The following is a 20,913-nucleotide window of genomic DNA, read 5'->3' as shown; positions in this document are numbered from 1 at the left end:
TCGGAGGTGAATGGATTATTGAACCTTTGATTCCGGATCGTTACTTGAGGTTTTCCTGAGGTTCTGTAGTGTTGCTCACACTTTTCCTGAGTGGGCCCCGAGGCTGCCGCCCGGAAACAGCCGTGTCACACTCTCCCCATGCGCGTGTATCTCGGCTCCGACCATGCGGGCTTCGAACTCAAGAACCACCTCGTCGAGTGGCTCAAGGCGGCCGGCCACGACCCCGTGGACTGCGGCCCCCACATCTACGACGCCCAGGACGACTACCCGCCCTTCTGCCTCCGCGCCGCCGAGCGCACCGCGGCCGACCCCGACTCCCTCGGTATCGTGATCGGCGGCTCCGGCAACGGCGAGCAGATCGCCGCGAACAAGGTCAAGGGCGTCCGTGCGGCCCTCGCCTGGAGCGAGGAGACGGCGTCGCTCGGCCGGCAGCACAACAACGCCAACGTCGTCGCGGTGGGCGCGCGCATGCACACGACGGACGAGGCGACCAAGTTCGTCGAGACCTTCCTCGGCACACCGTTCTCGGGCGACGAGCGCCATGCGCGGCGGATCGAGATGCTGGCGGGGTACGAGACGACGGGGGACCTGCCGCCGATCCCGGCGCACCACCCGCAGCAGTAGAGGTTTTTTCGAGGCCCGCCTGTCAGGAGACCGAGACAGGCGGGTGGGTGGGAAAGGATCGCGGGACTTGCCCGAGGGCCACACAATTCACCGGCTGGCGCTGGACTACGCGGACCGCTTCTCCGGCCGTAGAACCCAAGTCACCAGCCCTCAGGGCAAGTTCTCCGACGCCGCCGCCCTCCTGACCGGCGGAACCCTCCGGACCGCCGACGCCCACGGCAAGCACCTCTTCCTCGGCTTCCGGGACGCCGACTGGATCCACATCCACCTCGGCCTCTTCGGCAAGGTCGGCTTCGGCGACGCCCCCGCACCCCCGCCGACGGACACGGTCCGCCTCCGCCTCGCGAACAGCACGTCGTACGTCGATCTCCGCGGCCCCACGACCTGCGCCCTGATCACGGACGCCGAGAAGGACGCGATACACGCCCGCCTCGGCCCGGACCCCCTGCGCACGGACGCCGACCGGGACGCCGCCTACCGGCGTATCTCCCGCAGCCGCACCACCATCGCCGCGCTCCTCATGGACCAGAAGGTCATCGCCGGCGTCGGCAACGTCTACCGCGCCGAGGTCCTCTTCCGGCAGGGCATCGACCCGTACCGCGAAGGCAAGGACATCACCCCGGCCGAGTGGGACGCGATCTGGACCGACCTCGTCGAGCTGATGCGTGAGGGCGTCCGCAACAACCGCATCGACACCGTCCGCCCGGAGCACACCCCGGAGGCGATGCGCCGCCCGCCCCGCGTCGACGACCACGGCGGCGAGGTCTACGTGTACCGCAGGGCCACCCTGCCCTGCCACATCTGTGGCGGCGAGATCCGCACCGCCGATCTCGCCGCCCGCAACCTCTTCTGGTGCCCCAAGTGCCAGCACTGCCAGCGAAGCTGACCAGACGTCAGAACCCGTGCGGCAGCCAGGGCGCCACGGTCGACGCGAACGCCACCGACGCCTCCGTCAGCGCCCCGTCCCGCAGCTCCCGCACCCGCCCGGCCGCCCCCAGCGCGCCCAGGGTCACGCCGCCGAGGTACGCCGCCCCCAACTCCCGTACGGACAGGGCGAGATCGGCCGCGTCCTCGGTACGCGCGCAGGACGCTCCCTTGGCGTCCCCGGTGAGCCGCCAACGCCCCGCGTTCCAGGGGCAGAACGCGTCCTCGACCTCGAACACCACGTCCACCGGGGCCTGATACGTCCGCGCCTCGAGCGCCGCCCCCACATCCACCAGCCGTACATGCAGCGAGTCCCGCACCTGCAGTGAACACCGCCGGATGTCGGACACCATGTACTGCCACGCCTCGTCCAGCGGCCGCCCGCGCGCACTCAGTGTCGAGGTGAGGTCGATGTCGCACAGGAAGCGCCACAGCGCGGCGTGCGCCGCCGGGTCCACCCCGAAGGCGTCCCGCAGCTGCACCGTGCCCTTGGGCCCGGTGACGTCCCACTCGGGCTTCACATGGAAGCGCGCATACCCGACGACCTCGCCGTCCCGCTCCGCCACCACGCACTGCAGCGCCGACGCACCCTCCCGTTCGCTCTCCGGGTCGAGCAGCCCCACCCGCTCCCACCCCGGCCGCCTGGCCAGCATGCCCGGCCGCAGCGACACCTCGCGCGCGTACAGCGCCTCGCATACGTCGAGCACGTCGGCCGGCGCCGAGTACCGCAGCCGTACGTCATCGGTGCCGGGCGGCACGGACAGCCGTACACGATTCGTGTCGATCTCGACGTTGGCGTGAAATGTCGCGACGCCGTACCCGAACCGCCCGTAGATCTCCGGCTCGGAGGCGGTCAGTACGGCGAGCGGCTCGCCCCAGGAGCGGACGTCGTCCAGCTGCCGCCGCATCATCGACGTCAGCAGCCCGCGCCGCCGGTGGGTGGCGGCCACGCTGACCATGGTGACGCCCGCCGCGGGCACCGAGGCACCGCCGGGCACGGTCAGCCGGAAGGTGAACGCGCCGGCCGTGCCGACGCACTGGTCACCGTCCCAGGCGGCGATCGAACGGTCCGTTTCCGTGAGCGAGTTCCACAGCTCCCGCTCCTCGGCCGACTCCGGGACCCCGCCGAAGGCGCGGATCAGGGAGTCGTAGAAGGTGTTCCACTCGTCCTGTCGCAGCACCCGCAGGTCGGTCTCGGCGTCCGTCGCGCTGTCTGTGCCCATGGCCCATGCCTATCAGGGTGTTGCGGGACGGGCGAGGGAATTTTGCCGGGGCGGGGGCGCGACGGGTTTCTGTGAAGTTCACTGTGAAGTCCAGCCTCGGACGGGGGACAAGTGGGACCTCCCGTGCCAAGCGGCTGGTCGGATGGATAGGGTCCCGAACTAATGGCAGCAGGACGAGAGCGGCGCACGGCCGCCGAGACGTTCACGGCCCGGTTGAAGATGCACGTGCACCGGGTCCGCACCGGCCTGCGCAGAAGTGCCGTCGACTACTTCCGCGGCGACGGCTCGGACTGGATCGCGCTGGCCGGACTGCTGCTCACCATCCCGCTGATCGCGATCACCACGCTCGCCAACTCGGTGTGGTGCTCACCGGCCGCGCTGGTCCTGCCCATCGTCGCGGGCGGGCTGCTGCTGCGCCCCGCCAGCCTGCTCGGCCTCTACGCGGCGGCGGCGACCGCGCTGATCGTGGAGTCGGTGCAGCTCGGGCCGTACACGGAAGGGCCGTCCCGGGTCACGCCGGGTGTGGTGCTGGTGGTCGCCGCCTGCGGGTTCTTCGGGCTGCTGATCGCACAGTTCCGCAGCCGGGTCGGCGTGCCCTGGCGGCGCGGCGGCACGATGCTGTTCGACCTGCGGGAACGTATCCGGGTGCAGAGCAAGTTGCCGAAGCTGCCGGTGACGTGGCACCGCGAGATGGCGCTGCGGCCGGCCGGCGGGCAGTCCTTCTCGGGCGACTTCGTGGTGGCCGCCCGCACGAACGGCGGGCGCACGCTCGAAGTAGTCCTCACCGACGTCTCCGGCAAGGGCATGGACGCGGCATCACGGGCGCTGCTGCTGTCGGGCGCCTTCGGCGGCCTGCTCGGCAGCCTGCCGCCGCACGCCTTCCTCCCCGCCGCCAACGGCTATCTCCTGCGCCAGGACTGGGACGAGGGCTTCGCCACCTCCATCCACCTCGTCCTCGACCTCGACTCCGGCGACTACGAGCTGTACTCCGCCGGGCATCCACCGGGGCTCCAGCTCAGCGCGGGCAGCGGACGCTGGGAGGAGAAGGCTGCCGAGGGACCGTTGCTGGGCGTGTACGACGGTGCCCAGTTCGACCCGGTGAAGGGGTCTTTGCGCCCCGGTGACGTGTTGATGCTGTTCACCGATGGTCTGGTGGAAACGTCCGACCGTGACATCGTCGAGGGCATCGACCGCCTCACCGGCGAGGCCGACCGCTATGTCGCCGGCGGCTTCCACGGCGCGGCCTGGCATCTCATCGAGGCGGTGGCGAAGGACGTCAACGACGACCGGGCGCTGCTGCTGATCTGCCGCGAGGGTCCGACGGCTCAGGCCGCGGCCCGCTGAGGGGTGACTCACACTGGAGGGGTGACTCCAACGCCCTTGACCCTCCCCGAAGTAGAAGCCCTCGCCCGCGCCGCCCACCGAGACCAGACCGACAAGGCCGGACGGCCCTACGCCGAGCACCTGCGGGCCGTCGCCGAGGGCGTAAGCGTGCGGGGCGGGGACGACGAGCAGATCGCGGCGGCCTGGCTGCACGACGCCGTCGAGGACGACAAGCTCTCCGACCAGTGGCTGGACGGGGCCGCGCTGAGCCGTCGTACGAAGGACATCGTGCGCGCGGTCACCAAACGGGCCGGGGAACCCCCAGAGGCGTACGCCGCACGCATTCTCACCACCCCGGGCGCCCTGCTGGTCAAGGAGGCCGACCTGGCACACAACGCGAACCCGGCGCGCCTCGCCGCACTCGACGCGCCCACCCGCACACGACTGACCGAGAAGTACGCACGGATGCGCGCGCTTCTCGGTCTGAAGGGTGAATCGAGCGGTGGATAGTGCCTAGGCGCGTGCCTTCTCGCGTTCGCGGGCCAGCTCGGCCGCGTCCCGTTTGAACGCCCACTCCATCTTCGGCTCCATCGCGAAGCGGAACACCCGTCGCACCGGCGCCGTGCAGAGGAGCGTCACGACGGCCGCCGCGAGGACGGTCACGATGATCTCGCCGAGCGGGCGGTGCAGCCAGGCGTGGTCGAACCAGCCCTGGTAGTCGCCGGCCTTGACCAGGAATCCGTGCAGCAGATAGCCGTACAGCGTGCCCGCGCCGAGCGCCGTGAACCACATGTGGCGGCGCGGCACCCAGGCGAAGAAGCAGGCGGTCAGCAGCGTCGAGCAGCCGAACGTCGCCAGCACCATCACCGGCCCGGTCCACCAGGGAGCGCCCAGGTTCTGCGCGGCGTCACGGTGGTAGAACCACGCGGTGTTCATCCGCGGCACGGCCCACCAGCCGACCATCAGCGCCGCCGCGAACACCGGCACGGACGCGATCCGCACCGAACGCCGGCGCACCAGCTGGAAGTGCTCGGGCTTCATGCACAGACCCAGCACGAAGTACGGCAGGAACTGCAACACCCGCTGCAGATCGAGGTCGTTGCCGATCTCCGGGGTCACCGACGCCAGCATGGCGATGGCGAGCGCGAGCGGCAGCGGCCACCGCACCAGCTTCCAGATCGGCGTCGTCATCCGCCAGATGAACAGCGCGCACAGGAACCAGGTGAGATACCAGGGGTCGAGCAGACTGACCTCCTGGCCAGGATCGTCGGCGACGACACGCTTGAAGAGCGGATAGGCCGTCTCGAAGAGGATGTACGGCACCGCCACACCGGTGATCAATCGCTTCAGCCGGTCCGGGCGCATGTCGAAACTGCGCGAGAAAAAGCCGGAGATGACGATGAAGGCCGGCATGTGGAACGAGTACACGACCGAGTACACGGCCTCCAGGATCCGGCTGTCCGCCTTGAGCGGTTCCCAGGAGTGGCCGATCGCCACCAGCACGATCGCCAGATACTTGGCGTTGTCGAAGAAAGCGTCGCGCTGCTGTTTCTGCTGTCTCTGCGGTGCTCCCGAACTCGGGGCTCCCGACGTCGGCGACTGCGCCGGGGGGAGCGGCGCTCGGGTGTGACCGCTGGTGGAGGGCGTGGCGGCGTGGAACATCTGAGGCACCCTAGCGTTGCCTGTGGGCTCTCGTAAAACCCCGACGTCATTCCCGCTTTTCCGCCGCGACCACCTGTGTTTGCCGGAAGTTGGCATGGCGGATGGAGTGACGGTGAACACACTGGGTCACTTGCGCCGAGCGACGGAATGTCCGCTTCCGTTGCCTTTGCGTGCAACAAATCGAATTCCCTGCGAACGGGTTGTGTGGACACCGAAACGAACCGGCCGAATTCCTTGCGCAGTTGACCGGCGAATTGTGTCGCAAGCTGTGACAGAGATATGAGTTCGTACGGACAGATCCGGACTTGTCGGATACGGGTGTGGCAGACGATACGTCACGGGCCGCATACCGGGGCCCCGTTGGTGGCACGATGGTTCTGGCGGGGGTGCGCGGGGCGGCATCCCAGGCCGGGAGAGCGGATCCGACCGAGGGTGTGATCAGTTGTGGCCATTTCACTGTCAGTGGTGCTGCTATTGGCGATCATCCTGGTGGTGATGATCCGGGCAGGGAACATCAAGGCCGGCCCCGCGGTCGTCGCGGTCCTCTTCGGCTTCTTCCTCGCCTCGACGGGTATGGCCGACGACATCCAGCGCTTCCTCGACTCGATAGCCCAGACGATCAACGAGATCCAGTTCTGACCGGACCCGTGACATGCAGAAGGGCCCGGTTCCGAAGAACCGGGCCCTCATGGAGCGGGCGACGGGAATCGAACCCGCGTAGCTAGTTTGGAAGACTAGGGCTCTACCATTGAGCTACGCCCGCACAGCACGCGCCGCAGGTCAGGTGACCGCGGCACTGCAGGCATCGTAGCGGGTCGTGCCCCCTCACCGCACACCCCATAATTGCGGCAGCCGCACTGCCTGCGGGCATGTACCCTACGTGTCGCACCAGCACGGGGTGTGGCGCAGCTTGGTAGCGCGTCCGCTTTGGGAGCGGAAGGCCGTGGGTTCAAATCCCGCCACCCCGACCACGTACGGATCTCCTCGCATGATCGCCTTTGGGGGCGTCCGGCGGCTACGGCTACTATGCAAGCTGCGCGTCCGTGTGTCTCGGCAGTGAAGATCACTGAAGTCCTCCGGGCGGCGAAATCCGCCGGGCCAGTCTGGCTCCGGCAGAAACCAAGAAGTCAGCCACAAGGAGACCGAACCGTGAAGAGCGCCGTGGAGACCCTGAACCCGACCCGGGTTCGGCTCACTGTCGAGGTGCCCTTCGAGGAGCTCAAGGACAGCCTCGACGCGGCGTACAAGAAGATCAACCAGCAGGTCACGGTGAAGGGCTTCCGCAAGGGCAAGATCCCGGCCCGCGTCATCGACCAGCGGTTCGGCCGCGGTGCGGTGCTGGAGGAGGCCGTCAACGACGCGCTGCCCAAGTTCTACACCGAGGCGGTCAACGAGGCCGAGATCGACGTCCTGGGCCAGCCCGAGGTCGACATCACCGAGCTGAAGGACGGCGAGACGCTGAACTTCACCGCCGAGGTCGACATCCGCCCGGCCCTGGAGATCCCGGACTTCTCCGGCATCGAGGTCGAGGTCGACGCCGTCGAGGTGACGGACGACGACATCGCGGAGTCGGTCGAGCAGCTCCGCGAGCGCTTCGCCTCCACCTCCCCGGTCGAGCGTGCCGCCGAGGACGGCGACGTCGTCACCCTCGACCTGGAGGCCAAGGTCGAGGGCGAGATCCTCGAGGACGGCGTGGCGAGCGGTGTCTCCTACACCATCGGCTCCGGCGAGCTCCTCGACGGCATCGACGACGCCGTGAAGGGCCTGGAGGCCGGTGGCGAGGCCACCTTCACCTCCGAGCTCAAGGGCGGCTCCGCGGCCGGCAAGGAGGCCGAGGTCACCGTCAAGGTCTCCCAGGTCGCCGCGCGCGAGCTCCCCGAGCTGGACGACGACTTCGCGCAGCTCGCCTCCGAGTTCGACACCCTCGAGGAGCTCAGGGCCGACAGCCGCAAGCGCCTCGAGAACATGAAGCAGTACGACCAGGCCACGCAGGCCCAGGAGCGCGTCCTGGAGAAGCTGCTCGAGCTGGTCGAGGTGCCCGTCCCCGAGAAGCTGCTCGAGGACGAGATCAACACCCGTAAGCACAACCTCGAGCACCACCAGCTCGGCCAGATGGGCCTCGACCTCGCGAAGTACCTGGAGATCCAGGGCAAGACCGAGGAAGAGTTCGAGACCGAGACCCGCGAAGCCGCGGTCAAGGGCATCAAGACCCAGTTCGTGCTCGACGAGCTCGTCAAGCAGGAGAAGCTCAACGTCAACCAGGAGGAGCTCACCGAGCACCTCATGCGCCGCGCCGCTTCCTCCGGCATGTCCCCCGACCAGTTCGCCCAGGCCGTCGTCGAGGGCGGCCAGGTCCCCCTCCTGGTCGGCGAGGTCGCCCGCGGCAAGGCCCTGGCCGTCGTCGTCGAGAAGGCCACCGTCAAGGACACCAACGGCGAGATCATCGACCTCGACGACGAGGACGAGGACGAGCAGGCCACAGAGACGGTCGAGCTCGCGGAGGGCGCCGCCGAGGAGAAGACCGAGGGCTGAGCCCACGGCGCTTGGCAGGTCGTAGGGAGGGCTCCTGGGTGGTTGTGAAACCCGGGGGCCCTTCTGTCATGCGGCCGGACAGCCAACCCAGGGGCGCGGGGAACTGCGCGAGCAACCACGACGCACCCGCAGCTGCCCACGTACCCGCACAATCACGGCGAGTAGCCACCGCCCAGCCCGCCGCAGGCTCTACGCCCCCGGCGAACACCCCTCTCTCCGGGATTCCCCGAAGGGACCAGCGCGTTAGGGTCCATGAATACGGGGCCCAGAACTCGGCCAAACCGCCGGAGGCCCCCGCAGGGATACGTGAGACGGCCCGGCGCCGTCGTTTAGACGAGCAGGTGGATACGTGACGAATCTGATGCCTACAGCCGCCGGCGAGCCTTCCTTCGGTGGCCTCGGCGACCAGGTCTACAACCGGCTGCTCAACGAGCGGATCATCTTCCTCGGCCAGCCGGTCGACGACGACATCGCGAACAAGATCACCGCGCAGCTGCTGCTCCTTGCCGCTGACCCGGACAAGGACATCAACCTCTACATCAACAGCCCCGGCGGCTCGATCACGGCCGGCATGGCGATCTACGACACCATGCAGTTCATCAAGAACGACGTGGTGACGATTGCGATGGGCCTCGCCGCCTCGATGGGCCAGTTCCTTCTCAGCGCGGGTACCCCGGGCAAGCGCTTCGCGCTCCCGAACGCCGAGATCCTGATCCACCAGCCCTCCGCGGGCCTCGCCGGCTCGGCCTCGGACATCAAGATCCACGCCGAGCGGCTGCTGCACACCAAGAAGCGCATGGCGGAGCTGACGTCCTTCCACACCGGCCAGACGATCGAGCAGATCACCCGCGACTCCGACCGCGACCGGTGGTTCGACGCCGACGAGGCCAAGGAGTACGGCCTGATCGACGATGTCATCACGCACGCCGCGAGCTTGCCGGGCGGCGGCGGCACCGGGGCCTGAGGCCCCCGCGCAGCCCCCAGCCGACCGCCTCAGCCTTCTAGGAGACAGACAGTGAACGACTTCCCCGGCCGCGGCATGTACGACCGCGCACGCGCCGAGAGCACGGTGCCCGTCGCCGAGTCCCGGTACGTCATCCCCCGCTTCGTCGAGCGCACCTCGCAGGGCGTCCGCGAGTACGACCCGTACGCGAAGCTCTTCGAGGAGCGCGTGATCTTCCTCGGCGTGCAGATCGACGACGCCTCCGCCAACGACGTCATGGCGCAGCTGCTGTGCCTGGAGTCGATGGACCCCGACCGGGACATCTCGGTCTACATCAACAGCCCCGGTGGTTCCTTCACGGCGCTGACTGCGATCTACGACACGATGCAGTTCGTGAAGCCGGACGTCCAGACGGTCTGCATGGGCCAGGCGGCCTCCGCCGCGGCCGTCCTGCTCGCGGCCGGCTCGCCCGGCAAGCGCATGGCGCTGCCGAACGCCCGCATCCTGATCCACCAGCCGTACAGCGAGACGGGCCGCGGTCAGGTCTCCGACCTGGAGATCGCCGCCAACGAGATCCTCCGGATGCGCGCGCAGCTGGAGGAGATGCTGGCCAAGCACTCCACCACGCCGATCGAGAGGATCCGCGAGGACATCGAGCGCGACAAGATCCTCACGGCCGAGGACGCGCTGTCGTACGGCCTGATCGATCAGATCATCTCGACCCGGAAGATTAACAACGAATCGGTCCGCTGACGCGGAAGGCTGTATCGTCTGCCGCTCCTTGGCACGGTTCGGCACTGTGCACGACAAAGCGCGCGTGGAAGTGAACCGTGCCAAGGGGGGCCCGAACGAGGGCCCCGGCAAGGTACCGTCGGACATAAGGCAGCACCAGGAGCCGCTGGACCTAGGCGTCTCCCAGGCGAAGGGGAAGCACACCGTGGCACGCATCGGTGACGGCGGCGATCTGCTCAAGTGCTCGTTCTGCGGCAAGAGCCAGAAGCAGGTCAAGAAGCTCATCGCAGGCCCCGGTGTGTACATCTGCGACGAGTGCATCGATCTCTGCAACGAGATCATCGAGGAAGAACTCGCGGAGACCAGCGAGGTGCGCTGGGAGGAACTCCCCAAACCGCGCGAGATCTACGAGTTCCTCGAGGGCTATGTGGTCGGCCAGGAGGCCGCCAAGAAGGCGCTCTCCGTCGCGGTGTACAACCACTACAAGCGGGTCCAGGCCGGTGAGAACGGCGGCGCCCAAAGCCGCGAGGACGCCATCGAGTTGGCGAAGTCCAACATCCTGCTCCTCGGCCCCACGGGCTCCGGCAAGACCCTGCTGGCCCAGACCCTCGCGCGCATGCTCAACGTCCCGTTCGCCATCGCAGACGCGACGGCGCTGACGGAGGCCGGGTACGTCGGCGAGGACGTCGAGAACATCCTGCTGAAGCTCATCCAGGCGGCCGACTACGACGTCAAGAAGGCCGAGACCGGGATCATCTACATCGACGAGATCGACAAGGTGGCCCGCAAGAGCGAGAACCCGTCGATCACCCGGGATGTGAGCGGCGAGGGCGTCCAGCAGGCGCTGCTGAAGATCCTCGAAGGCACGACGGCCTCGGTGCCTCCACAGGGTGGGCGCAAGCACCCCCACCAGGAGTTCATCCAGATCGACACGACGAACGTCCTGTTCATCGTAGGCGGCGCCTTCGCCGGACTGGAGAAGATCATCGAGTCCCGGGCCGGCGCGAAGGGCATCGGCTTCGGCGCGACGATCCGCTCGAAGCGGGAGCTGCAGTCCAAGGACCAGTTCGAGGACGTCATGCCGGAGGACCTGGTCAAGTTCGGCATGATCCCCGAGTTCATCGGCCGCCTCCCCGTCATCACGAGCGTCCACAACCTGGACCGCGAGGCCCTGCTCCAGATCCTGATCGAGCCGCGCAACGCGCTCGTGAAGCAGTACGAGCGCCTCTTCGAACTCGACGGCGTGGAACTCGACTTCGAACGCGAGGCCCTCGAAGCCATCGCCGACCAGGCCATCCTCCGCCAGACCGGCGCCCGCGGCCTGCGCGCCATCATGGAGGAAGTCCTCCAGGGCGTGATGTACGAGATCCCCTCCCGCAAGGACGTCGCTCGCGTCGTCATCACCGCCGAGGTCGTCCACTCGAACGTCAACCCGACCCTGATCCCGCGGGACGCGCGAGGGCGGGGCTCGGGCGAGCAGAAGTCGGCGTAGCAGCCGTACGCACACGGCAAGGGGCCCCGGTCAGCCGACCGGGGCCCCTTCGCGCTCGACGGGTGTGCGAGGCGTCAGGCCTTGACGCGGATCTCCTCGCGGAGCTTGCTGGTGAGGTCGGCGGCGACGTCCTTCGTCATGTCCTTGGCGGCGTCACCGGGGGAGACCATGGCCATCGTGCTGTAGTCGGCCCAGGCACAGAACCAGTCTGTCTTCGCCTTCTGCGTGGCCAGGTTGGTGCCCTTGGCCGCCTGGCACTTCATCACCGCACCGTCGATCTCGACCTCTTCGGGCTCGCCGACCATCTCGGTCTTCGGGGCCGCGGTGCTGCCCGAGGACGAGGAGTTGTCCTGGGACTCCTTCTTGATCAGCGCGAAGAACTCGTCCAGGGACTTCTCGGGATCGGCGATCTCACCGTAGGCGCCGATGTAGGTGATGCCCTTGGCCGTCGCGATTTCGCTGGGGTCGGGGGCGGTGGAGGGGTCGCTGGGGTCGTAGTCGCTCAGGTCGGCCGTCGAGTAGATGCCGGAGACCGCGGTGCCGTTCTTGACGCCGCTCTTCGTCAGGTCCTCCGCCGTGTCCGTGCCGGAGCCCTCGGAGTCCTTGGTGAACAGCTTGTACTCGCTGAGCACCGTCTCCGGCGTCGTCAGCTTGTGCGCGCCGTCGTCCTCGATGCCGCCCGCGCCGGCGCCGCCGCCGATCAGGAAGTACGCACCGACACCGATCGCCGCCACGACGGCCACCGCGCCGATGATGATGCCCGTCTTCTTCCCGCCGCCGCCCGGAGCCGGCGGCTGGGGGGCGCCGTACGGGGCCTGGCCGTACGGAGGCTGCTGGCCGTAGGGAGGGGTCTGGGGCGGGACGCCCTGCGGGGGCTGCTGGGGGTAGCCGTAACCGGGCTGGGCGGGCGGAGCCTGCTGGGGGTAGCCATAGCCGGGCTGGGGGGCCTGCGGCTGCTGGCCGTACGGACCCGGCTGGCCGTACGGTCCGGGCTGCTGGGGCTGCCCGCCGTACGGGCCCGGCTGGTTGTAGCTCATTTCTGGGTTCCCCTCCAGATGCTTATGTGTTCCCGACATCCTGGCGCAGGCACAGGGGGCGCACGGCATCGGGGGGCGCAGTGTTACAGAACAAACGCGTTTCGGGACACGCCCGCGACACCTCTAAACTGAGCGGGTGACCGAGAACGCTCAGCAGCAGCCATCAGCGCCCGACACCGAACTGCCGACCCAGTACGCGCCGGCCGATGTAGAAGGGCCGCTGTACGAGCGCTGGGTGGAGCGGGGTTACTTCGAGGCCGATGAGAAGAGTGACAAGCCTCCGTACACCATCGTCATTCCGCCGCCCAACGTCACCGGCTCGCTCCACCTCGGGCACGCCTTCGAGCACACCCTCATCGACGCGCTGACCCGTCGTAAGCGCATGCAGGGGTACGAGACCCTGTGGCAGCCCGGCATGGACCACGCGGGCATCGCGACGCAGAACGTCGTCGAGCGCGAGCTGGGCAAGGAGGGCAAGTCCCGGCACGACCTGGGCCGTGAGGCCTTCGTCGAGCGGGTCTGGCAGTGGAAGGGCGAGTCCGGCGGGCAGATCAGCGGTCAGATGCGGCGGCTCGGTGACGGTGTCGCCTGGTCGCGTGAGCGCTTCACCATGGACGAGGGCCTGTCCCAGGCCGTTCAGACCATCTTCAAGCGGCTCTACGACGACGAGCTGATCTACCGCGCCGAGCGCATCATCAACTGGTGCCCCCGGTGTCTGACCGCCATCTCCGACATCGAGGTCGAATACCAGGACGACGACGGCGAGTTGGTCTCCATGAAGTACGGGGACGGGGACGAGACGATCGTCGTCGCCACCACCCGTGCCGAGACCATGCTCGGCGACACGGCCGTCGCCGTTCACCCCGAGGACGAGCGGTACAAGCACCTCGTCGGCAAGCTCATCAGGCTGCCGCTGACCGACCGTTCCATCCCGGTCGTCGCCGACGAGCACGTCGACCCCGAGTTCGGCACGGGTGCCGTCAAGGTCACCCCGGCCCACGACCCGAACGACTTCGAGATCGGCCAGCGGCACGACCTGCCCGCCATCACGATCATGGACGAGCACGCCGTCATCACCGCCCACGGCCCCTTCCAGGGCCAGGACCGGCTGGAGGCCCGCTCGGCCATCGTCGCCGCGCTGCGCGCCGAAGGGCGGATCGTCGCCGAGAAGCGGCCGTACGTCCACTCCGTCGGCCACTGCTCACGCTGCAAGACCACCATCGAGCCGCGCCTGTCGATGCAGTGGTGGGTCAAGGTCGGCCCGCTGGCGAAGGCCGCCGGTGACGCGGTCCGCGACGGGCGTGTCAAGATCCATCCGCAGGAGATGGAGAAGCGGTACTTCGACTGGGTCGACAACCTCCACGACTGGTGTATTTCGCGGCAGTTGTGGTGGGGTCACCGGATCCCGGTCTGGTACGGGCCGAACGGCGAGGTCGTCTGCGTCGGCCCCGACGACGAGACCCCGACCGGCGAGGGCTGGCACCAGGACACCGACGTCCTCGACACCTGGTTCTCCTCCGGCCTGTGGCCCTTCTCGACCCTCGGCTGGCCCGAACAGACCGAGTCGCTCGCGAAGTTCTACCCGAACTCCGTCCTGGTCACCGGCTACGACATCCTCTTCTTCTGGGTCGCCCGGATGATGATGTTCGGCCTGTACGCGATGGACGGCACCCCGCCGTTCCACACCATCGCCCTGCACGGCATGGTCCGCGACCAGTTCGGCAAGAAGATGTCGAAGTCCTTCGGCAACGCGGTCAACCCGCTGGACTGGATGGACAAGTACGGCAGCGACGCCCTGCGCTTCACCCTGGCCCGCGGTGCCAACCCCGGTACCGACGTCCCGATCGGCGAGGACTGGGTCCAGGGCTCCCGCAACTTCGCCAACAAGATCTGGAACGCGACGCGCTTCGCGCTGATGAACGGCGCGACGGTGGAAGGCCCGCTGCCGTCTCCGGAGCAGATGTCGGCGACGGACCGCTGGATTCTGTCCCGCCTCAACTCCGTCGTCGCCGAAGTCGACGCGCTGTACGAGGACTTCCAGTTCGCGAAGCTCTCCGACGCGCTGTTCCACTTCGCGTGGGACGAGGTCTTCGACTGGTACGTCGAGCTGTCCAAGACCACGTTCAACGCGGGCGGCGAGCCGGCGGAGGTCAGCAAGCGCGTCCTGGGCGAAGTCCTCGACGTCACGCTCAAGCTGCTGCACCCGGTCGTTCCCTTCGTCACGGAGACGCTGTGGACGACGCTGACGGGCGGCGAGTCGCTCGTGATCGCGGACTGGCCGAAGGACAGCGGCTTCCGTGACGCGGCCGCGGAGCAGGAGATCGGGGCGCTGCAGCAGCTCGTCACGGAGGTCCGCCGCTTCCGCAACGACCAGGGTCTCCAGCCGGGCCAGCGCGTCCCGGCCCGCCTGACCCTGGACGGCACGGGGCTCGCCCCGCACGAGCCGGCCATCCGCCAGCTGGGGCGCCTGCAGCCGGAGGGCGAGGGCTTCTCGGCGACGGCGACGCTGCCGGTCGCGGGGGCGACGGTCGCACTGGACCTCTCGGGCGCGATCGACGTGGCCGCGGAGCGCAAGCGCCTGGCCAAGGACCTGGCCGCCGCGGAGAAGGACAAGGCCCAGTCCACCGCCAAGCTCGGCAACGAGGGGTTCCTCGCGAAGGCGCCGGACCACGTCGTGGAGAAGATCCGCACGCGGCTCGCCAAGGCGGACGAGGACATCGCGCGGATCAAGGCGCAGCTGGACAGGCTGCCGCCCGCGTAAGGGTTTCTACGTTGCCCAAGGCCCCCGGAGCTTGTCGGTTCCGGGGGCTTTTGGTTGCCGTCGGGGCGAGTCGCTCGCCCGCGCTGCGGGGTGCCGCCTGCGCCCACCCGTGCCGCCCCAGCGGCACGACTGCCCGCAGGCTGGGTACGTAGACTGACCCCGTGAGTGAAAGCGACCCGTTCGACGAGATCGTCGCCGCCGAGACAGACCGCGACCCCGACCTCGCGGTCATCGAGGCCGGCAGCCGCACCCTGCGTACCCAGGGCGGCCCGCCGGAGGCCACCGTGCCGGTGCGCCCCGAGGACCCCGAGGTCGACAAGGCCCTCCGTGAGGTCGAGGGGGAGCTGGCGACCCGTTGGGGCGAGACCAAGCTGGAGCCGTCGGTCGCCAGGATCGCCGCACTCATGGACGTCCTGGGCGAGCCGCAGCGCGCGTACCCCTCGATCCACATCACCGGCACCAACGGCAAGACCTCCACCGCCCGCATGATCGAGGCCCTGCTCGGCGCGTTCGAGTTGCGCACCGGCAGGTACACGAGCCCGCATGTGCAGTCGATCACCGAGCGGATCAGCCTGGACGGTGCGCCGATCTCCGCCGAGCGGTTCATCGAGACGTACCAGGACATCAAGCCGTACATCGAGATGGTGGACGCCCAGCAGGAGTTCCGCCTGTCGTTCTTCGAGGTGCTGACGGGCATGGCGTACTCCGCCTTCGCGGACGCGCCCGTCGATGTGGCCGTCGTCGAGGTCGGTATGGGCGGCTCCTGGGACGCCACCAATGTGATCGACGGTGATGTCGCCGTCGTCACTCCGATCGACCTCGATCACACCGACCGGCTCGGCGAGACGCCAGCCGCGATCGCCGGGGAGAAGTCCGGGATCGTCAAGCAGGACGCGACGGTCATCCTGGCGCAGCAGCCTGTCGAGGCGGCGCAGGTGATGCTGAAGAAGGCGGTCGAGGTCGACGCCACGGTGGCTCGCGAGGGGCTGGAGTTCGGGGTGGTCGCGCGGCAGGTGGCCGTCGGCGGGCAGTTGGTCACCCTGCGCGGGCTCGGCGGTGAGTACCCCGAGGTGTATCTGCCGCTGCACGGCCCCTACCAGGCGCACAACGCGGCCGTGGCGCTCGCCGCCGTCGAGGCGTTCTTCGGCGTCGGCGCGCAGCGTTCCGACCCGCTCGACATCGACCACGTCCGCAAGGCGTTCGCCTCCGTCGCCTCGCCGGGACGGATGGAAGTCGTACGGCGTTCCCCGACCGTCGTCCTGGACGCGGCCCACAATCCGGCGGGCGCCCGCGCAACCGCCGAGGCGATCGGGGAGGCCTTCGACTTCAGCCGGCTGATCGGGGTGGTCGGGGCCAGCGAGGACAAGAACGTACGGGGGCTGCTGGAGGCCTTCGAGCCGATCTTCGCCGAGGTCGTCGTGACGCAGAACTCCAGCCATCGCGCGATGGACGCCGACGCACTGGCCGCGATCGCCGTCGAGGTGTTCGGGGACGACCGGGTGCAGGTCGAGCCGCGGCTGCCGGACGCCCTGGAGGCCGCGATCACGCTGGCCGAGGAGGAGGGCGAGTTCGCCGGTGGCGGTGTGCTCGTCACCGGTTCCGTCATCACCGTCGGCGAGGCCCGGCTGCTGCTGGGGAAGGGCTGAATCCACGCATGCGTACGCTCTGTTCCTCGACCCTGATCGGCGAGCTGTTCATCATCGGCTTCGCTGGTCTGGTCGCGATGAAGGACGACGATCTGTCCATGACCACGGTGTGGACGGTCAGCGGTATCGCGATGTTCCTGTGCCTGGTGCTGTGCGGCCTGGTGACCCGGCCCGGCGGCGTCGCCCTCGGCTGGGCCCTGCAGCTCGCCCTCATCGCCTCCGGCTTCATCGTGCCGAGCATGTTCTTCCTGGGGGCGATCTTCGCGGCGCTGTGGTGGGCGTCGGTGCACTACGGCCGGAAGATCGACGAGGCGAAGGCCAGATTCGCGGCAGCCCAGGCGGATCAGCCTGACGCTGCGTAACAAGCACCAGGTTGCGCCCCGTATGCTCAGACCACCCCGCACAACCTTTGATTCAAAGGAGCTCGCTCGTGACCCAGCGCACCCTCGTCCTCCTCAAGCCCGACGCCGTACGTCGTGGCTTGACCGGCGAGATCATCGGCCGTATCGAGCGCAAGGCCGGCTGGCGGATCACCGCGCTGGAGCTGCGCACGCTGGACCAGGAGACCCTGGAGCAGCACTACGGCGAGCACAAGGGCAAGCCCTTCTACGAGCCGCTGGTGGAGTTCATGGCCTCGGGCCCGGTCGTGGCCATGATCGTCGAGGGTGAGCGGGTCATCGAGGGACTGCGCGCCCTGGCCGGTCCGACCGACCCGATCGCCGCCGCTCCCGGCTCCATCCGCGGTGACTACGGCGTGATCGTCCGGGAGAACCTGATCCACGCCTCCGACTCCGAGGAGTCCGCGGAGCGCGAGGTGAAGATCTTCTTCCCGGGCCGCGGCTGACCGTAGGCCCATGCGTCACCGAGCCTTCATCTGAGAGGCCGTCAGTTCCCTCGTGTCACCCTGCTTGACCTGGGACGGCTGGCTATTTCCGGCCGTCCCCCGGCATATGCGTGCCGATCGGGGGAACGAGAGCCCCCGATGGACCGTCTGAGGCAGCGAGGCGGCTCATCATCTGCTGACAATGGCGAAGACCCTCGCGCAGTGTTCGGGAAGGCGCGTCTACGATGGAAGCCTTCACGTCACAGCACCCACTTCGCCGACCTGAAAAGCCCTCAAAAGCTCTGTGGGAAGGCCAGACGAATCCTGATGGGGAACTCAATGTCGTTCATCGGCCGTGACATGGCTGTCGACCTCGGGACCGCCAACACGCTGGTGTACGTCAGGGGTCGCGGGATCGTACTCAACGAGCCGTCCGTGGTCGCGATCAACACCAATACCGGTGGCATTCTCGCGGTCGGCGCCGAAGCGAAGAAGATGATCGGGCGCACGCCCGGCAACATCGTTGCCGTACGTCCGCTGAAGGACGGCGTGATCGCCGACTTCGAGATCACCGAGCGAATGCTCCGCTACTTCATTCTGAAGATCCACAAGCGGCGGTATCTGGCTCGTCCGCGGGTCGTCGTCTGTGTGCCCTCGGGCATCACGGGCGTCGAGCGCCGTGCCGTCATCGAGGCGTCGTCCCAGGCCGGCGCCCGCCAGGTGCACATCATCGAGGAGCCCATGGCGGCGGCCATCGGCTCCGGCCTGCCGGTCCACGAGGCCACGGGCAACATGGTGGTGGACATCGGCGGCGGCACCACGGAGGTCGCGGTCATCTCCCTCGGCGGCATCGTCACCGCCCAGTCCATCCGCGTCGCCGGCGACGAGCTGGACAACGCGATCATCCAGCACATCAAGAAGGAGTACTCGCTCCTGCTGGGTGAGCGGACGGCCGAGCAGATCAAGATCACGATCGGTTCCGCGTACGACCTCGATGCTGACGAACACACCGAAATCCGCGGCCGGGACCTGGTTTCCGGGCTGCCCAAGACCGTCGTCATCTCGGCCGGTGAAGTGCGCAAGGCGATCGAGGAGCCGGTCAACGCCATCGTCGACGCCGTGAAGACGACCCTCGACAAATGCCCGCCGGAGCTGTCCGGCGACATCATGGACCGCGGAATCGTGCTCACCGGCGGCGGTGCTCTGCTGCGCGGCCTGGACGAGCGGCTGCGCCGGGAGACCGGGATGCCGATCCATATCGCCGAGGATCCGCTGGACAGCGTGGCGCTCGGTTCCGGTAAGTGTGTCGAGGAGTTCGAGGCGTTGCAGCAGGTGCTCGACGCCCAGCCCCGCAGATGACGTAACTCTTCGATTCCGCCGTACGAGACGATCTCTTCTTGTACGGCGGATCGTTGATATAGAGACATAAGCTCACCCATAAACGCTTCTCTTCAACACCTGCACATTCCTAGAGGGAAGGCACGGCCGCCGCACGTGAGGGACACGAAAGAGAGCCGGCTGCTTCTGGTGCTGCTGATCGCCATCGCGTTCGCACTGATCACGGTGGACATCCGCGGCGGGGAGGACTCACCGGTCGACGGTGCGCGCCAGGGAGCGGCAGCCGTGTTCGGCCCGATCGAGGACGGGGTGTCCAGCGCGGTCGACCCGGTCGGCAACGCCGTCTCCGCGATCCGTGACTCCGGCGAGCGGCACGACCGGCTCGCCGCCCTGGAGCAGGAGAACGCGGCCCTCAAGGCGAAGCTCGGCAGCGACGACCGCAACCGCAGTCGGCTGGCCCAGCTCGACAAGATGCTGAAGGTCGCGGGCAAGGGCCAGTACGGCATCAAGGGCGCGGAGGTCATCGCGATAGGGGCGGCCCAGGGCTTCTCCTGGACCATCACCATCAACGCGGGCGCCAACGACGGCATCAAGCGCGATATGACCGTCCTCAACGGCGACGGCTTGGTCGGCCGGGTGACGACCGTCGGCCCCAACACGGCCACCGTGCTGCTCGCCAGCGACCCCGACTTCACCGTCGGCACCCGGATGGAAGCCAGCGACGAGCTCGGCTTCGCCTCCGGACAGGGCGACCGTCCGCTGCGCGTGGAGCTCCTCAACGGCAAGGCCGAGGTGAAGAAGGGCGACCGGCTGGTCACCTTCGGCTCGCAGGCCGACAAGCCGTTCGTGCCCGGCGTCCCGGTCGGCGTGGTCTCCCGCGTCGACCCCTCCGGCGGCGACCTGACCCGCACGCTGTACGTCACGCCGTATGTCAGCTTCACCAAGCTCGACGTCGTCGGCGTGGTCGTCGAGACCCCGAAGCAGGATCCGCGCGACACGGTGCTGCCGGACAAGCCGCAGCCCAAACCCACGCCTACCGTGACGGTGACGGTCACGCCGTCCGCCGAAGCGCCCCTCGACGGCCAGTACGAGCAAGAGCAGTAGGAGCTGAGTCATGCGCGTCAACCGGATCCTGCTCTCCTCCTCGCTCGTCGTCGTCGCCCTGGTGCTCCAGGTGAGCGTCCTCGCCCGCCTCCACCTCCCGGGCGCCGTCCCCGACCTGCTGCTGCTTACCGTCCTGGGCCTGGCCCTGGTGTACGGCCATGTCGGCGGCGCCCTCGTCGGCTTCGGCGCCGGTCTCCTCGCCGACCTCGCCCCGCCCGCCGACCACGCCGCCGGCCGCTACGCGCTGGTGCTGTGCGTCATCGGCTATCTCGCCGGGCTCGTCAAACCGGAGAACGGCCGGCTGAAGTCGGCCACCGGCCCCATGGTCGTGGTCGCCGCAGCCGCCATCGGCTCCACCCTCCTGTACGCCGGAGTCGGCGCCCTCGTCGGCGACACCGCCGCCCGCCATGTCGGCCTCGGCAGCCTGCTGTTCACGGCCGCGCTGTACGACCTGCTGCTCGCCCCCTTCGTCGTCCCCGGGATCATGGCGCTGGCCCGGCGCGCGGAGAACGATCCGCTCGCCGACACCACGTCGGCCGCCAAGTCCGCCGACATCTCCACCGGCTGGCTCTCCTCCGGCACCGGCCTGCGGATCGGCGGCCAGCGAGGCGGCCTCAAGGTGAAGGCGGCCCGCGCACGGGTGGCCCGCGCCGGACGCATCAAGGGGGTCAAGCGGCTGTGATCCCCAGGGAGTTGGTGGCAGCGCCCACAGGTCCGTCGGATATGAAGACGTCGCACACGCTCTGAGA

The 20,913-nt window shown here is 68.4% G+C and carries 19 protein-coding genes and 2 tRNA genes; 17 read left to right on the top strand and 4 right to left on the bottom strand.

All coding sequences use genetic code 11. The features are described 5' to 3' along the window. Positions 1-138: 138 nt before the first annotated feature. Positions 139-624 (top strand): ribose-5-phosphate isomerase, encoded by a 486-nt coding sequence (locus AB0I98_RS05495; RefSeq protein ID WP_362935642.1) that lies wholly within the window; start codon positions 139-141, stop codon positions 622-624. Between the two features lie 67 nt (positions 625-691). Then, on the top strand, positions 692-1,510 hold the full coding sequence (locus tag AB0I98_RS05490) for a DNA-formamidopyrimidine glycosylase family protein (protein ID WP_362935639.1): 819 nt from the start codon (positions 692-694) through the stop codon (positions 1,508-1,510). A gap of 7 nt (positions 1,511-1,517) precedes the next feature. On the opposite strand, the gene AB0I98_RS05485 is transcribed toward AB0I98_RS05490, so the two are convergent. Further along, complete coding sequence (locus AB0I98_RS05485; protein WP_362935636.1) at positions 1,518-2,771, bottom strand: GNAT family N-acetyltransferase; 1,254 nt, start codon at positions 2,769-2,771, stop codon at positions 1,518-1,520. A 162-nt stretch (positions 2,772-2,933) separates the two neighbouring features. On the opposite strand from AB0I98_RS05485, the gene AB0I98_RS05480 reads away from it, so the two are divergent. Next, on the top strand, positions 2,934-4,115 hold the full coding sequence (locus AB0I98_RS05480; RefSeq protein WP_362935633.1) for a PP2C family protein-serine/threonine phosphatase: 1,182 nt from the start codon (positions 2,934-2,936) through the stop codon (positions 4,113-4,115). A gap of 21 nt (positions 4,116-4,136) precedes the next feature. After that, complete coding sequence (locus tag AB0I98_RS05475) at positions 4,137-4,604, top strand: HD domain-containing protein (protein ID WP_362935630.1); 468 nt, start codon at positions 4,137-4,139, stop codon at positions 4,602-4,604. A 3-nt stretch (positions 4,605-4,607) separates the two neighbouring features. Here AB0I98_RS05475 and AB0I98_RS05470 read toward each other — a convergent pair whose 3' ends face one another. Further along, a complete protein-coding gene (locus tag AB0I98_RS05470) occupies positions 4,608-5,756 on the bottom strand; it encodes an acyltransferase family protein (protein ID WP_362935627.1) in 1,149 nt (382 codons plus the stop codon). A gap of 444 nt (positions 5,757-6,200) precedes the next feature. On the opposite strand from AB0I98_RS05470, the gene AB0I98_RS05465 reads away from it, so the two are divergent. After that, the gene (locus AB0I98_RS05465; protein ID WP_210577588.1) at positions 6,201-6,395 is read left to right on the top strand and encodes a hypothetical protein; all 195 of its coding nucleotides are present in this window, start codon (positions 6,201-6,203) and stop codon (positions 6,393-6,395) included. A 50-nt stretch (positions 6,396-6,445) separates the two neighbouring features. On the opposite strand, the gene AB0I98_RS05460 is transcribed toward AB0I98_RS05465, so the two are convergent. After that, positions 6,446-6,519: transfer RNA gene (locus AB0I98_RS05460), tRNA-Gly, on the bottom strand. A 131-nt stretch (positions 6,520-6,650) separates the two neighbouring features. Between AB0I98_RS05460 and AB0I98_RS05455 the strand changes: the two genes are divergently transcribed. The 5 genes from AB0I98_RS05455 (at position 6,651) to clpX (ending at position 11,455) form a co-directional block, all read left to right on the top strand. Next, positions 6,651-6,727, top strand: a tRNA-Pro gene (locus AB0I98_RS05455). A 178-nt stretch (positions 6,728-6,905) separates the two neighbouring features. Beyond that, a complete protein-coding gene (gene tig / locus AB0I98_RS05450; RefSeq protein ID WP_362935624.1) occupies positions 6,906-8,288 on the top strand; it encodes a trigger factor in 1,383 nt (460 codons plus the stop codon). A gap of 349 nt (positions 8,289-8,637) precedes the next feature. Beyond that, positions 8,638-9,252: an ATP-dependent Clp protease proteolytic subunit gene (locus AB0I98_RS05445; RefSeq protein ID WP_362935621.1), complete on the top strand. Its 615-nt coding sequence runs from the start codon at positions 8,638-8,640 to the stop codon at positions 9,250-9,252. Between the two features lie 51 nt (positions 9,253-9,303). Continuing rightward, positions 9,304-9,984, top strand: coding sequence for an ATP-dependent Clp protease proteolytic subunit (locus AB0I98_RS05440; protein WP_362935618.1), 681 nt, complete (start codon positions 9,304-9,306; stop codon positions 9,982-9,984). Positions 9,985-10,168: 184 nt separating this feature from the next. Next, entirely contained in the window at positions 10,169-11,455 is a 1,287-nt protein-coding gene (gene clpX, locus AB0I98_RS05435; protein ID WP_210577586.1) for an ATP-dependent Clp protease ATP-binding subunit ClpX, read from the top strand. A 74-nt stretch (positions 11,456-11,529) separates the two neighbouring features. Here clpX and AB0I98_RS05430 read toward each other — a convergent pair whose 3' ends face one another. Further along, a complete protein-coding gene (locus AB0I98_RS05430) occupies positions 11,530-12,492 on the bottom strand; it encodes a hypothetical protein (RefSeq protein ID WP_362935616.1) in 963 nt (320 codons plus the stop codon). 136 nt (positions 12,493-12,628) lie between these two features. Between AB0I98_RS05430 and AB0I98_RS05425 the strand changes: the two genes are divergently transcribed. From AB0I98_RS05425 to mreD, 7 genes are all read left to right on the top strand, one after another. Next, positions 12,629-15,253 (top strand): valine--tRNA ligase, encoded by a 2,625-nt coding sequence (locus AB0I98_RS05425; protein ID WP_362935614.1) that lies wholly within the window; start codon positions 12,629-12,631, stop codon positions 15,251-15,253. A gap of 161 nt (positions 15,254-15,414) precedes the next feature. Beyond that, positions 15,415-16,899: a folylpolyglutamate synthase/dihydrofolate synthase family protein gene (locus tag AB0I98_RS05420; protein ID WP_362935611.1), complete on the top strand. Its 1,485-nt coding sequence runs from the start codon at positions 15,415-15,417 to the stop codon at positions 16,897-16,899. 8 nt (positions 16,900-16,907) lie between these two features. Further along, positions 16,908-17,261, top strand: coding sequence for a DUF4233 domain-containing protein (locus tag AB0I98_RS05415; RefSeq protein WP_362935609.1), 354 nt, complete (start codon positions 16,908-16,910; stop codon positions 17,259-17,261). Between the two features lie 68 nt (positions 17,262-17,329). Then, complete coding sequence (gene ndk, locus AB0I98_RS05410; protein ID WP_362935607.1) at positions 17,330-17,743, top strand: nucleoside-diphosphate kinase; 414 nt, start codon at positions 17,330-17,332, stop codon at positions 17,741-17,743. 318 nt (positions 17,744-18,061) lie between these two features. After that, positions 18,062-19,081: a rod shape-determining protein gene (locus AB0I98_RS05405; protein WP_005479350.1), complete on the top strand. Its 1,020-nt coding sequence runs from the start codon at positions 18,062-18,064 to the stop codon at positions 19,079-19,081. Between the two features lie 135 nt (positions 19,082-19,216). Beyond that, positions 19,217-20,164, top strand: coding sequence for a rod shape-determining protein MreC (gene mreC / locus AB0I98_RS05400; RefSeq protein WP_362935605.1), 948 nt, complete (start codon positions 19,217-19,219; stop codon positions 20,162-20,164). 10 nt (positions 20,165-20,174) lie between these two features. Next, positions 20,175-20,846: a rod shape-determining protein MreD gene (mreD, locus tag AB0I98_RS05395; RefSeq protein WP_362935602.1), complete on the top strand. Its 672-nt coding sequence runs from the start codon at positions 20,175-20,177 to the stop codon at positions 20,844-20,846. Positions 20,847-20,913 lie beyond the last annotated feature (67 nt).

Source organism: Streptomyces sp. NPDC050211, from assembly GCF_040656035.1.
Classification (GTDB): domain Bacteria; phylum Actinomycetota; class Actinomycetes; order Streptomycetales; family Streptomycetaceae; genus Streptomyces.
The sequence above is the reverse complement of the archived record's forward strand: the minus strand, read 5'-3'. Positions and strand labels throughout refer to the sequence as shown.

Bases quoted from the DNA above. Each gene is read 5' to 3' on its own strand.
- AB0I98_RS05470 (WP_362935627.1), bottom strand. From the start codon at position 5,756: ATGTTCCACGCCGCCACGCCCTCCACCAGCGGTCACACCCGAGCGCCG.
- AB0I98_RS05495 (WP_362935642.1), top strand. From the start codon at position 139: ATGCGCGTGTATCTCGGCTCCGACCATGCGGGCTTCGAACTCAAGAAC.
- AB0I98_RS05430 (WP_362935616.1), bottom strand. From the start codon at position 12,492: ATGAGCTACAACCAGCCGGGCCCGTACGGCGGGCAGCCCCAGCAGCCC.
- AB0I98_RS05405 (WP_005479350.1), top strand. From the start codon at position 18,062: ATGTCGTTCATCGGCCGTGACATGGCTGTCGACCTCGGGACCGCCAAC.
- AB0I98_RS05415 (WP_362935609.1), top strand. From the start codon at position 16,908: ATGCGTACGCTCTGTTCCTCGACCCTGATCGGCGAGCTGTTCATCATC.
- mreD (WP_362935602.1), top strand. From the start codon at position 20,175: ATGCGCGTCAACCGGATCCTGCTCTCCTCCTCGCTCGTCGTCGTCGCC.
- AB0I98_RS05485 (WP_362935636.1), bottom strand. From the start codon at position 2,771: ATGGGCACAGACAGCGCGACGGACGCCGAGACCGACCTGCGGGTGCTG.
- AB0I98_RS05480 (WP_362935633.1), top strand. From the start codon at position 2,934: ATGGCAGCAGGACGAGAGCGGCGCACGGCCGCCGAGACGTTCACGGCC.